Consider the following 12,343-nt stretch of genomic DNA (forward strand, 5'->3'; position numbering starts at 1 on the left):
CCCCACCGGCCCGCAGCCGGCGACGCACGCCGTCGCCCCGCAGAAAAAGCAATGCCGGCGCAGCTCCCCAGCTGCGCCGGCATTTTGCCGTCCGCCGCACCCCCGTCCCCACGGGGTTTCATGGGTGGATGTCCCCGCCCGGACCGCTCTTCCGGGCCTGGGGTCGCCGCTCAGCGCCCCAGCATCACTCCCACGGACGACGCCTGTGTGGCCACTGTCTCCCAGCCGTCGAAGACGACGAGGAGCAGGACCGCCAGGGGAAGGGCCATCAGCGTCGCCACCAGCGGGTGGCGGCGGCCCTGTCGGCGGGGGCGGGTGGTGTGTGTCCGCTGTGCCGTAAGAGCCATGGTCCCTCTCCTGACCGTTCAGTTGTCGTTGGCAGCGGCGGGTGTCTGACCTCGGGGGACGAGTGCTGCACCCGCCGCTTGACCTCAAATCTAGGCGCGTGGCACCTCGCGGACGTCATGCCCTCGTACCGAATCGCGGGCCTCCGAGAGGATGAGCCGTGACCTGCGGTCTACTCCCCTGGGTGGAGACAGGCCCCAGGTCTCGTCCTACCCCTCGGGGTCTTCCCGGAGGGGGTGCCCGGTCCTTCCCGGATTTTCCGAACTGTCCTCTCGGGGCACCGGCTGCTCCACGAGGGCCAGGACCCGGGTCGCCATGAAGCGCGCGGTCCGGACGACGGTGCCGTTCCGCGTGACTTCGCTCACTTCCACCACCCCTCGCCGTACCGCTGTCTCCACCCGGCGGCCCGCCCGGCTCGCCACCACCTCGTACGTACGGGTCGTGTCGCCGGCGTCCACGACTATCTCCACGCGGTCACCCTTCACAGCATCAATCCCCCTTCTGTGACGGCTTGTTGGAGCAGACGGGTGCTCAAAGGCGCCGATAACGGCGCCTTCCTGACCACTCCTCAAGTCTCGCACCCGGCACTGACAATCCATCGGGCCGAGAGGGCGCGGCCTCTGCGCACGGGCGGCCCGGTAAACGTAAGCTGTGCCACGTCAGACGGACCGGGCAGCGGGGATGAACATGGCGATGATGCGCCTGAGGCGCGAGGACCCGCGCGTCGTCGGCTCGTTCAGGCTTCACAGAAGGCTCGGCGCCGGCGGCATGGGCGTGGTCTACCTCGGTTCCGACAAGAAGGGGCAGCGGGTCGCCCTGAAGGTGATCCGGCCCGATCTGGCGGAGGACCAGGAGTTCCGGTCCCGCTTCGCCCGTGAGGTCTCGGCGGCCCGGCGGATCAGGGGCGGCTGTACCGCGCGGCTGGTCGCGGCGGATCTGGACGCCGAGCGGCCTTGGTTCGCCACCCAGTACGTGCCCGGCCCCTCGCTCCACGACAAGGTCGCCGACGACGGCCCGCTGGTCGCGGCGGACGCGGCGGCGGTCGGCGCGGCGCTCTCCGAGGGCCTGGTCGCCGTACACGAGGCCGGGGTCGTGCACCGGGACCTCAAGCCTTCGAACATCCTGCTGTCCCCGAAGGGGCCGCGGATCATCGACTTCGGCATCGCCTGGGCCACCGGGGCCTCCACCCTCACCCACGTGGGTACGGCGGTGGGCTCCCCCGGGTTCCTCGCGCCCGAGCAGGTGCGCGGCGCGGCCGTCACTCCGGCGACGGACGTCTTCTCGCTCGGCGCCACCCTCGCCTACGCCTCGACCGGCGACTCGCCCTTCGGGCACGGCAGTTCCGAGGTGATGCTCTACCGGGTCGTCCACGAGGAGCCGCAGCTGCACGGCGTGCCGGACGCGCTCGCGCCGCTGGTGCGGGCCTGTCTGGCCAAGGACCCGGAGGAGCGGCCGAGCACGCTGCAGCTGTCGCTCCGGCTGAAGGAGATCGCCGCGCGCGAGGCGCAGGGGCTGGCCGACGTACGGCCGCCCGCGCCGCGTGCGGCGGAGGCGGACCGGCCCACCGGGCGGCTCGCCGACACCTACTCGACCTACCCGGATCCGCAGCGCACCCAGCGCCGGCCGCAGTCCTCGCCGGGTGCGTCGGGCGCGCAGGCGCGGGGCAACGCTCCCTCGCGCGGCGGCAGCGGTCCGCGCCCGGCGGGCGGAGTGCCGTCCCGGCCGAACGGCGCGCGCCCCACGCCCGCCCCGCGCGGCAACGGCACCCGGCCCGGGAACGGGAACGGAAGCGGGAACCGGCCCGCGTCACGGGGTGGCAACGGGCGTCCGGCGCCGCGTCCCACGGGGGTCGGACGGCGGCCGGCCAATCCCCGGCTGCTGCGCCAGCGGCTGTTCGTGTTCGTCGTGGTGACCCTGCTGGTGGCGCTGGGGATCGCGCTGGCCCAGGGCTGCTCCGGGCCCGCCCGCGGGATGGACGCGCCCGGCGCCGGCAGCGGTGCCGTGGCCGCGCAGGCCGTAGCCCTCAGGGAGTAGCGGGAGCAGCTGGTCCTACGCCTCGGGGCGGCCGGCGGTCACCGCGTAGAAGGCGACCGCGGCCGCCGCGCCCACGTTGAGGGAGTCGACGCCGTGGGACATCGGGATGCGCACCCATTCGTCGGCGGCGACCAGCGCCTGGGTGGAGAGACCGTCGCCCTCCGCGCCGAGCATCAGGGCGACCCTGTCCATCCGGTGCGGGGCGGCCTCGTCCAGGCTGCGGGCCTTCTCGTCCGGGGTGAGGGCGAGCAGCGTGAACCCTGCCTCGCGCACCGAGTCCAGCCCCTTCGGCCAGGTGTCGAGACGGGCGTACGGCACGGAGAAGACCGCTCCCATGGACACCTTCACGCTGCGCCGGTAGAGCGGGTCGGCGCAGTCCGGGGACAGCAGCACCGCGTCCATGCCGAGGGCGGCCGCCGAGCGGAAGATCGCACCGATGTTGGTGTGGTCGTTGACCGACTCCATGACGACGACCCGGCGGGTGGTGCGCAGCAGCTCGGTCGCCGTCGGCAGCGGCTTGCGCTGCATGGAGGCGAGGGCGCCGCGGTGCACGTGGTAGCCCGTGACCTTCTCGGCGAGCTCCGGGCTGACCGCGTAGACGGGGGCCGGCAGTTCGTCTATGACGTCGCGCATGACGTCGACCCACTTGGCGGACAGCAGCATCGAACGCATCTCGTAGCCCGCGTCCTTCGCCCTGCGGATGACCTTCTCGCCCTCGGCGATGAACAGTCCCTCGGCCGGTTCGCGCTTGCGGCGCAACTCGACGTCGGTCAGGCCCGTGTAGTCACGCAGGCGCGGGTCGTCGGGATCCTCAACGGTGATGAGATCGGCCACAGGGTGATACTGCCTTGTCCTGGGTGGGGTGCCAATGGTCTGGAGCGGGTTGTGTTACCCGGGGTTACGCCGATGTCCTTCAGGGCGCCGCCGACGGGCCGACGTTCACGACCTCGCCGATCACGATGACCGCGGGCGGTTTCACCTCCTCCGCGCGGACCACCTCCGCCACCGTGGCGAGGGTCGCGTCGACCCGGCGTTGAGCGGCCGTCGTGCCTTCCTGGACCAGGGCGACAGGGGTCTCCGGGGACTTCCCGTGCGCGACCAGGGTCTCGGCGATCTTCCCGATCTTGTCGACGCCCATGAGGACGACGAGGGTCCCGGTCAGCTTCGCCAGGGACGGCCAGTCGGCCAGCGAGCGCTCGTCGTCCGGGGCGACGTGGCCGCTGACCACCGTGAACTCGTGTGCGACGCCCCGGTGGGTGACCGGGATGCCCGCGGCGGACGGTACGGAGATCGAGCTGGAGATGCCCGGGACGACCGTGCAGGGGATGCCGGACTCGGCGAGCGCCTGGACCTCCTCCATGCCCCGGCCGAACACGTAGGGGTCGCCGCCCTTCAGTCGTACGACCGACTTGCCCTGCTTGGCGTGTTCGATCAGGGCGTTGTTGATGGCCTCCTGGGCCATGTAACGGCCGTACGGGATCTTCGCGGCGTCGATCACCTCGACGTGCGGCGGGAGTTCGGCGAGGAGGTCACGGGGGCCGAGGCGGTCGGCGATGACGACGTCGGCGGCGGCCAGGAGGCGGCGGCCGCGGACCGTGATCAGGTCGGGGTCGCCGGGGCCGCCGCCGACCAGGGCGACGCCGGGGGTGCGGGTGCGGTGGTGGGGGGCGACGAGGGTGCCGTCGCGCAGACCCTCGACGACGGCGTCCCTGATGGCGGCGGTGTGGCGGGGGTCGCGGCCACGGGCGTCGGTGGTGAGGACGGCGACCGTGACGCCCTCGCTGTGGCCGGTCGCCGGGGTCCAGGCGGTGGCCTGGTCGGCGTCGTCGGAACGCACGCACCAGACGCGGTGGCGCTCCGCTTCCGCGGAGGCGGCGGTGTTGGCGGCGGGGTCGCTGGTGGCGATCAGCGCGTACCAGGCTTCGCCGAGGTCGCCGTCCTGGTAGGGGCGCCTTATCCAGGTGATCTCGCCGGCGTCGGCCATGGCCTCGACGGAGGGGGTGGCCGCCGGGGAGACGAGGGTGATGTCGGCGCCTGCCGCGATGAGGGCGGGCAGACGGCGCTGGGCCACCTGGCCGCCGCCGAGGACGACCACGCGGCGGCCTGAGAGGCGGAGGCCTACGGGGTAGGCGGGGTGTTCGGCCATGAGGGGGCGGCTCCTCTTTCGGCGGCGGTGGGTGGCCCTGACGTGCAGATTTTACGGGGCGGGGGTTTTGGGCGGCTCAGGTGTCCGGTGGCTGGGCTGCGGGGCCGGGTGCAGGGTTGTGGGTGGTTGTGCCCACCCGTTCCGCCCCAGCGGAACGACTGCCCACAACCACCGGGTCGGCCGCCAGGGAACCCGGCGCAGCGGACCCGCTGCCGACAGCCGCCACAGCCGCCACAGCCAGCAGCCAGCAGCCAGCAGCCAGCAGCCAGCAGCCAGCAGCCAGCAGCCAAGGAAACACAGCCACCTCGCGGCCACCGGCAACCAGTCCGGCCACCCGCTCCCGGCCCCAGGCTGTCGGCTCCCAACCTCCGGCGATCATTCCCAGCCACCGCTCCCGGCTCCAACCAACCGCCGGTGATTGACGGCCGACCAGCGACGGCAGGCGACTCACGACTTCCGGCCGACGGCCAACTACTTCCGGTCGGGAACCGGCCACCAGCCTCCGACGACCAGCGGCCGACCAACCGCACCCGGCGACAGGCAGCCGACGACCGACCATCGGCAACCAGCAACCAACCGCCGACTTCCAGCGGCCGACCAACAGCGCCCGACGACAGGCAGCCAGCGACCGACCATCGGCAACCAGCAACCAACCGCCGACTTCCAGCGGCCGGCCGGCGGTGCCTGACGACAGGCAGTCGGCGACCGGCCGGCGGGGAACCGCGAGCGGTGGCAGGCGGCACGCGGTCGGTCGGCTGTCGTGGGAACGCCGCTCCTACTTCTCCGTGACGCCCGCCGAGTCGAAGGTCGCCACCTCGTGCATGGCCCTTGCCGTGCTCTGGACCAGGGGGAGGGCCAGCAGGGCGCCCGTGCCCTCGCCCAGGCGGAGGTCGAGGTCGACCAGGGGACGCAGGCCCAGTTTGTTCAGGGCTGCCACGTGGCCCGGTTCCGCGCTGCGGTGGCCGGCGATGCAGGCGGCGAGGACCTCGGGGGCGATGGCGCGGGCCACGAGGGCGGCGGCGCCCGCGCTGACGCCGTCGAGGATCACCGGCGTACGCAGGGACGCGCCGCCCAGCAACAGGCCGACCATCGCCGCGTGTTCGAAGCCACCGATCGCGGCCAGGACGCCGATCGGGTCGGCCGGATCCGGCTGGTGGAGTTCCAGGGCACGGCGGACCACCTCGGTCTTGCGGGCGAGGGTCTCGTCGTTGATGCCGGTGCCGCGGCCGGTGACCTCGGCGGGATCGGCGCCCGTGAAGACGGAGATCAGGGCCGCGGACGCGGTCGTGTTCGCGATGCCCATCTCGCCGGTGAGGAGCGCCTTGTTGCCGGCGGCCACCAGGTCGCGGGCCGTCTCGATGCCCACCTCGATGGCCTGCTTGGCCTCCTCGCGGGTCATCGCGGGGCCGGTGGTCATGTCGGAGGTGCCCGCACGGACCTTGCGAGGCAGCAGACCCGGCGTGGCGGGCAGTTCGGACGCGACGCCGACGTCGACCACGCACACCTCGGCGCCCACCTGGCCGGCGAACGCGTTGCAGACCGCTCCCCCGCCGAGGAAGTTCGCCACCATCTGGGCGGTGACCTCCTGCGGCCACGGCGTGACGCCCTGGGCGTGCACCCCGTGGTCGCCGGCGAAGATCGCGACGGCCGCGGGCTCCGGGATCGGCGGCGGGCACTGCCGGGACAGGCCGGAGAGCTGCGCGGAGATGATCTCCAGCATGCCGAGCGCACCGGCCGGCTTGGTCATCCGCTTCTGCCGCTCCCAGGCCTCGCCGAGCGCCTTGGCGTCCAGCGGGCGGACACTGGCGACGGTCTCGGCGAGCAGGTCGTGCGGGTCCTCGCCGGGCAGCGCACGGCGGCCGTACGTCTCCTCGTGGACGACCCACGACAGCGGGCGGCGCTTGGACCAGCCGGCCTGCATCAGCTCGGGCTCGTCCGGGAACTCGTCGACGTACCCGACGCACAGGTAGGCGATGACCTCCAGGTGCTCGGGCAGGCCGAGGGCGCGGACCATCTCGCGCTCGTCGAAGAAGCTGACCCAGCCGACGCCGAGGCCCTCGGCGCGGGCGGCGAGCCAGAGGTTCTCGACGGCGAGCGCGGCGGAGTAGGGCGCCATCTGCGGCTGGGTGTGCCGGCCGAGGGTGTGGCGTCCACCGCGGGTGGGGTCGGCGGTGACGACGATGTTCACCGGGGTGTCGAGGATGGCCTCGATCTTCAGTTCCTTGAACTGCTTCGCGCGACCCTTGGGGAGGGACTTGGCGTACGCGTCGCGCTGGCGCATGGCCAGTTCGTGCATCGAGCGGCGGGTGTCGGCCGAGCGGATGACGACGAAGTCCCAGGGCTGGGAGTGGCCGACGGAGGGCGCGGTGTGGGCGGCCTCCAGGACGCGCAGCAGCACCTCGTGCGGGATGGGGTCGCTGCGGAAGCCGTTGCGGATGTCACGGCGTTCGCGCATGACCTTGAGGACGGCCTCGCGCTCGGCGTCGTCGTAGGCGGGCGCGGCCGGGCCGGTGGACTGACGTGCTTCTGCCACGGGGGCCGTGCTCTCTTCCTGGTCGGCGGCCCTGGTGTCCAGGTCCTCCGCTTGCTGTACGACATCGGGGTGCTCCGGCAGCGGAGCGGGCTCGGCCTCACGCGGGGCGGGGACCGTCGCGGCCTGTTCGGGCAGGGACGGCCCGCCCTGGTCCTGGGTGGGGAGGACCAGCGGGTGGGGCGGGGTGGGGGCGAGGTACGGGGTGGTCGGCACCTGGCCGTCGACGGGGACGAACTCGCCGAGCGGGTGGTCCGCGGCCGGTTCCGCCAGGGCCTCCTCGGGCGCGGGCGCCGAGCCCTGGGTCTGCGGGCCCGCGAGGGGGGCGTCGACCGGCTGGACGGACTCGGCGGGGTGCGCCTCGGGCGTCTCGAACGGCGGCGGTGCGGCAGCCGCCGCGGGTGCGTCGGTGGCGGCGGCCGGGGTGACCTGTTCGCCCTCCGGGACCGCGGGCGTGGGGACCTCCGCAGGCTGGGGCGGCTGGGGGGCCTGGGTGGCGACGGCGGGCGCGGGGGGCACCGGGGCGAACCCCTGGGCTGCGGCCTCCTCGGGCTGTACCGGCACGGCGGCCACCGGCTGGACGGCCTGGACGGGCTCGGCCACGACGGGTTCGGCCACGCCGGCCTCCGCAGCCGGGACGGTCCCAGGCACAGCGGCTTCCGGTACGCCAACTTCCGGTGCGGCAGTCTCTGAGAGGACCGTCTCCGGCACGACCGCTTCGTGTACGACTGCTTCCGGTACGACCGCTTCCGGCACCACTGCCTCCGGCGCCGGACCCGCCTCGGGCACCCCGGCCTCCATGGCCTGCTCCACCCCGGCCGGCGCCACGGCCTGCTGCTCCGGCGCGGCCACCACGGCCTCGGCGACCGTCTCCGGCTCCACGAGCCGGTGCCCTGCCTGCTCCGGTACCGGCGGGACACCGCCGCCCACGGTCGCGTCGGCGGCGCCGGGAGCCTGCGCGGCCTCCGGACCCACCGCCGGCACCGGAGGCGCCACGACCGGAGCCGCCTGTACCGGCACCGCGTCCGGCCCCTGAGGAGCCTGCGCGACCTCGGCGGTCCCGGGAGCGTCCGGGAACTGCGGGACCTGCGGGACCTGGGCCGTCTGAGAACCGTCCGGCGCCTGCACGGCCTGCGGCGCCACCGGTGCGGCCACCGACGCCGGAACGCCGACGGCGACCGGCTGGACGGCGCCCTGTGGCTCGCCCGCGGTGCCCGTGGCCGTGGCCGTGGCCTCCGTGGCGAGGCGGGCGACTGCCGCCTGGGCGGCGCCGGCCGGGTCGTGAGTACCGGGTTCGTGGGCGGCCACGGGCTGCGGCTGCGGCTCGGGTTCCGCAGCAACGGGAGCGGCGGGAGCCGCGACAGCGACCGGCTCCGGTGCCGTGCCGACCGGAGCAACCGTTTCGGCAGCCGGGGCCTCTGCGGCCACCTGTGCCACCGGAGCGGCCTGCGGGACCGCCTGCGGCGCACCCCAGGGCGCGGCGGACGGCGGTACCGACTCGTGGAGCGACTGGACGTCGAGGTACTCGGGACCTGCCGCAGGCACCCCCGGCTGCCGTACCGGTGCGCCGGCCGGGCCTCGGTCGGCGAGGGAGCGGACGGGGCTGGTGGAGGCGTCGGGGATCGGCGGGCCGAGGTGCAGCGGGCGGCGCGGGGCCGGGGCGGCCGCCGGGTCGTGCGGCACGGAGAGGATCGGGGACGCCGGTACCGAGCTCGGCAGCCGGACGGCACTGAGGTCGACCGAGCCGCTGTCCCGGCCGCCCGTCTCGTGCGGGCCGGGCTCGTGGACGGTCTCGACGACCGGCTCCGGGGCCGGCGGCGGCACTTCGTTCCCCCAGGCGCCCTGGGCGCCGGGGAGCAGCAGGTCCTCTTCGTCCTCGGCAGGCGCCTCGGAGAGGTAGGTGTACGCGCCGTGCGCGGTGACGCCCGGCTGTTCCACCATGCCTGCGCTCTCCGGCAGTCCCTCGCCCGGGACCTGGCCGGTGTCCGTCATGCGTACCCCTCGCCCATCGGTTAGTGCCTTCTACGACCAGCTCGCCCGGGGCGGCGCACCGACCGCCCCACAGTGAAGAACGAGCGTGCGTGCCCAGCGGCACGAACGACCCGCCGGAAAAGGCGACAAAGCCATTCAGTGGCATTGTCCCGGCCGTTCGACCGTCGCGACAGCGTGATCCGCGACAGCCCGCTGTGGACTGCGCCACGTTGCGCGTCCCCGGTTCTGCCGTACCACACCCGCCCCAAAAGGGGCGCGTTTTCCGGACATTGACGAACAGATTTCCGGGCCACCGGTGCGGTGCAGCGATCGGCCAGCCTACCGCGCGCAGTATGACAACAGGATCACGGGGCGCGCTCGGGCAGAACACCGCTGAGCAGGAACGCGACGTTCCGCTCGGTCTCCGTCCAGGCCCTGGTGTCCAGTTCGACGGACTGCAGCAGGGCGCACTCGACCTGGTATCCGTGCTCGGTCAGGTCGCGTCCGACGAGTTCGGCCGCGTCGCGGGTGGCGGCGTGGGTGACGATGCGCTGCGGACGGCGGTCGGCGACGGCGTTGACCACGGCCGCTCCCCCGCCGCCGACCCGTACGACGTCGGGCTCGGGCAGGTTCTCCAGCACGTGCGGGGCGGCGCCGTGCACGATCTGGAGCTGCACGCCGAACTTCCTGGCGGCCGCGTCGCTGCGCACGCAGGCCGCGAGGTCCCGGTCGACGGCGATGACGGCGGCTCCGGCGCGCGCGGCCTCGGTGGCGAACGCGCCGCTGCCGCAGCCGATGTCCCAGACGAGGTCGCCGACCCGGGGCCCCAGCCGGGCGAGTTGGGCGGCCCGCAGCAGATCCGTTTCCCCTTCGCCGAGCGGGGCACCGTCGCCGTACTCCGCGTCGGGCAGCACCCAGCCGCGCGGGCCGGCGGCCGGATCGCGGCCGGCGATCCAGCCGCCGCCCTCGGGCGCCGGCACCGCTCCGGTCGTGCCGCCGATGACGATGACGACGTTGGGGTCGCGCCAGGCGTGGTCGGCGGCCTTGTCGGAGGTGACGACGTGGACCTGCTCGCGTTCGGTGCCGAGTTCCTCGCAGATGACGAAGGTGCGGTGGACGCCCTCCATGAGGAGGCCGAGTTCGGCGGGTCCGGCGCCGGGCGAGGTGAGGACGGCGACCTTGGTGTGGGCGCGGCACACATTCACCGCGCGTCGCAGGGTTCGCCGGTGTGCGACGACCACCTGTGCGTCGTCCCAGGGCATTCCGGCGCGGGCGAAGGCGGCGGCCACCGAGGAGACGGCGGGGACGACCTCGACCTCCAGGCCGAACTCGGGGGCGCGCAGGGTCCGTACGACGCCGAAGAAGCCGGGGTCGCCGTCGGCGAGCACCACGGCGGTGCCGCGGTGGCCGGCGATGCGGCGGGCGGCGAGGGCGACGCTGCCGAGGCGGATGCGTTCCGCGCCGGGCGGCACTTCGGGGAGGGCGAGGTGGTGGGCCGCGCCCGCGACGAGCGTGGCGGCGCCGAGTGCGCCGCGCCCAGCGGCGGTCAGGGGCGAGCCGTCCCAGCCGATCACCGTGACCCGGTCGGCCATCGTCGTCAGTCTCCAGGGTTTTCGCAGGTCGTCAGGGTCCGGGCCCGGAGGACGGGCACCGTGAGGGTACCTGGTGGAGGTGTACGGCGCGCGACGGGGCGAGTCCCGCCGCCGTCAGTTCCAGGAGGTGAAGCCGTCGCTGCCGGCGAGTTCCTCACCCGCGCCCTCCAGGTCCTCCGGGAGCAGGCTCCATACGATGTAGTCGCTGCGCACGTCCGCCCAGGTGCCGTCCTCGGTGCGGACGTGGACTATGCAGGCGTTGCGCAGCACGCCCTCGCTGATACAGCCGATCTTCTGTGCCACCTGCTGGGCGGCGGCGTTGTCGGCGGCGGTGCGCAGTTCGATGCGCTCCAGCTTCTGGTCGCCGAGCAGCCACTGGGCGGTGGCGAGCGCGGCCTCGGAGGCGTAGCCCTCGCCCCGGGCCCAGGGGGCGATGATGTACGACAACTCGGTCGACCGGATGTGCCAGTTGGTCCTGGCGAGCCGGACGACGCCGACCAGCCGCTGGGTGAGGAACTCCGTGACGGCGAGGTCCAGGCCCCGGCCGGCGAGCCGTTCGGCCGACGCGTGCTCGGTGATCCAGCGCCGGGCGGCATCCTCGCTGTACGGCTGCGGGACGCTGGTCCAGGCCGCCACCTGCTCGTCGTTCATCATCTCGGCCAGCGCGGGCACGTCGTCCTCGTCGAGGGGACGCAGCACCAACCGCTCCGTGCTGATGGAGATGTTGGGGAAGGTGCTAGTCATGCGCCGCTCCGTAACCTTCGGAAATCCTTCAGGGCCTGCGAACTGCCCAGCATGCAGCATGAAACCACTGAACCGCACGACGGGGTCCACCCGTGGTGACCGAGTGGACCCCGTGCGTGGCGATACGCCGTATACGTGCCGTCAGAAGGACGGGATGACCGAGCCCTGGTACTTGTCCTCGATGAACTTCTTCACCTCGGGCGAGGTGAGCAGCTTGGCGAGCTTCTTCACCCGCGGGTCCTTCTCGTTGCCCTTCTTCACCGCGAGGAAGTTGCCGTAGGGGCTGTTCTTCGCGGACTCCAGGACGAGGGCGTCCTTGGCGGGCTTGATGCCGGCCGAGATGGCGTAGTTGCCGTTGATGACCGCAGCGTCCACGTCGTCCAGGGAGCGCGCGGTCTGGGCCGCCTCGACCTCCTTGAACTGGAGGTTCTTGGGGTTCTTGGCAATGTCCTGCGGGGTCGCCTCGCTGCCGGCGCCGTCCTTGAGGGTGATGAGTCCGTTGGCGGCGAGCAGCTTGAGGGCGCGCGCCTCGTTCACGGAGTCGTTGGGGACGGCGACGGTCGCACCGCTCTTCAGCGCGTCGACGCTCTTGACCTTGTGGGAGTAGAGGCCGAGCGGCTCCAGGTGCACCGTGACGACGGGCACGATGTGAGTGCCGCGCTTCTTGTTGAAGTCGTCGAGGTACGGCTTGTTCTGGAAGTAGTTGGCGTCCACCGAGCCGTCCTCGGTCGCCGTGTTCGGCGTGATGTAGTCGGTGAACTCCTTGACCTCCAGGTCGAGTCCGGCCTTCTTCGCCAGGTTGTCCTTGATGTAGTCGAGGATCTCGGCATGCGGGGTCGGGCTCGCGGCGACGACCAGCGGTCCGCTGTAGTCGCCGGAGCCGGCGGCGGAGTCCTTGTCCGAGCCGCAGGCGGTGAGCCCGAAGGTGAGGGCTCCGGCGGCGAGGACGGCGGTGGTGAGCTTGGCGGTGTTACGCACGAA

The 12,343-nt window shown here is 73.2% G+C and carries 9 protein-coding genes; 1 reads left to right on the forward strand and 8 read right to left on the reverse strand.

All coding sequences use genetic code 11. From position 1 onward, the window contains the following. Positions 1 to 170 precede the first annotated feature (170 nt). Both ACFY0K_RS25965 and ACFY0K_RS25970 read right to left on the reverse strand, forming a co-directional pair. Positions 171 to 347, reverse strand: a complete 177-nt coding sequence (locus ACFY0K_RS25965) for a hypothetical protein (protein ID WP_123978469.1) — start codon at positions 345 to 347, stop codon at positions 171 to 173. Positions 348 to 554: 207 nt separating this feature from the next. Then, positions 555 to 830: a hypothetical protein gene (locus ACFY0K_RS25970; protein ID WP_390641868.1), complete on the reverse strand. Its 276-nt coding sequence runs from the start codon at positions 828 to 830 to the stop codon at positions 555 to 557. 196 nt (positions 831 to 1,026) lie between these two features. Here ACFY0K_RS25970 and ACFY0K_RS25975 point away from each other — a divergent pair, with 196 nt between their 5' ends. Continuing rightward, complete coding sequence (locus tag ACFY0K_RS25975; protein ID WP_390642067.1) at positions 1,027 to 2,379, forward strand: protein kinase; 1,353 nt, start codon at positions 1,027 to 1,029, stop codon at positions 2,377 to 2,379. 15 nt (positions 2,380 to 2,394) lie between these two features. Here the strand turns inward: ACFY0K_RS25975 and ACFY0K_RS25980 are convergent, their stop codons facing one another. From ACFY0K_RS25980 to ACFY0K_RS26005, 6 genes are all read right to left on the reverse strand, one after another. Continuing rightward, entirely contained in the window at positions 2,395 to 3,213 is an 819-nt protein-coding gene (locus ACFY0K_RS25980; protein WP_093505269.1) for an RNA methyltransferase, read from the reverse strand. A gap of 79 nt (positions 3,214 to 3,292) precedes the next feature. Then, positions 3,293 to 4,525 (reverse strand): uroporphyrinogen-III C-methyltransferase, encoded by a 1,233-nt coding sequence (cobA, locus tag ACFY0K_RS25985; RefSeq protein WP_390641869.1) that lies wholly within the window; start codon positions 4,523 to 4,525, stop codon positions 3,293 to 3,295. Between the two features lie 775 nt (positions 4,526 to 5,300). Beyond that, a complete protein-coding gene (cobT, locus tag ACFY0K_RS25990) occupies positions 5,301 to 9,047 on the reverse strand; it encodes a nicotinate-nucleotide--dimethylbenzimidazole phosphoribosyltransferase (protein WP_390641870.1) in 3,747 nt (1,248 codons plus the stop codon). 344 nt (positions 9,048 to 9,391) lie between these two features. Then, positions 9,392 to 10,618, reverse strand: a complete 1,227-nt coding sequence (cbiE, locus tag ACFY0K_RS25995) for a precorrin-6y C5,15-methyltransferase (decarboxylating) subunit CbiE (protein WP_390641871.1) — start codon at positions 10,616 to 10,618, stop codon at positions 9,392 to 9,394. 114 nt (positions 10,619 to 10,732) lie between these two features. Further along, on the reverse strand, positions 10,733 to 11,362 hold the full coding sequence (locus ACFY0K_RS26000) for a GNAT family N-acetyltransferase (RefSeq protein WP_351958822.1): 630 nt from the start codon (positions 11,360 to 11,362) through the stop codon (positions 10,733 to 10,735). Between the two features lie 141 nt (positions 11,363 to 11,503). Further along, a complete protein-coding gene (locus ACFY0K_RS26005) occupies positions 11,504 to 12,340 on the reverse strand; it encodes a MetQ/NlpA family ABC transporter substrate-binding protein (RefSeq protein WP_390641872.1) in 837 nt (278 codons plus the stop codon). Positions 12,341 to 12,343 lie beyond the last annotated feature (3 nt).

It is taken from the genome of Streptomyces sp. NPDC001507 (assembly GCF_042894765.1).
Lineage (GTDB): Bacteria > Actinomycetota > Actinomycetes > Streptomycetales > Streptomycetaceae > Streptomyces.

What these genes read in the sequence shown, in the direction of transcription:
- ACFY0K_RS25965 (WP_123978469.1), bottom strand. Translation starts at nt 347, where the DNA reads ATGGCTCTTACGGCACAGCGGACACACACCACCCGCCCCCGCCGACAG.
- ACFY0K_RS25975 (WP_390642067.1), top strand. Translation starts at nt 1,027, where the DNA reads ATGAACATGGCGATGATGCGCCTGAGGCGCGAGGACCCGCGCGTCGTC.
- cobA (WP_390641869.1), bottom strand. Translation starts at nt 4,525, where the DNA reads ATGGCCGAACACCCCGCCTACCCCGTAGGCCTCCGCCTCTCAGGCCGC.
- cobT (WP_390641870.1), bottom strand. Translation starts at nt 9,047, where the DNA reads ATGACGGACACCGGCCAGGTCCCGGGCGAGGGACTGCCGGAGAGCGCA.
- cbiE (WP_390641871.1), bottom strand. Translation starts at nt 10,618, where the DNA reads ATGGCCGACCGGGTCACGGTGATCGGCTGGGACGGCTCGCCCCTGACC.
- ACFY0K_RS26000 (WP_351958822.1), bottom strand. Translation starts at nt 11,362, where the DNA reads ATGACTAGCACCTTCCCCAACATCTCCATCAGCACGGAGCGGTTGGTG.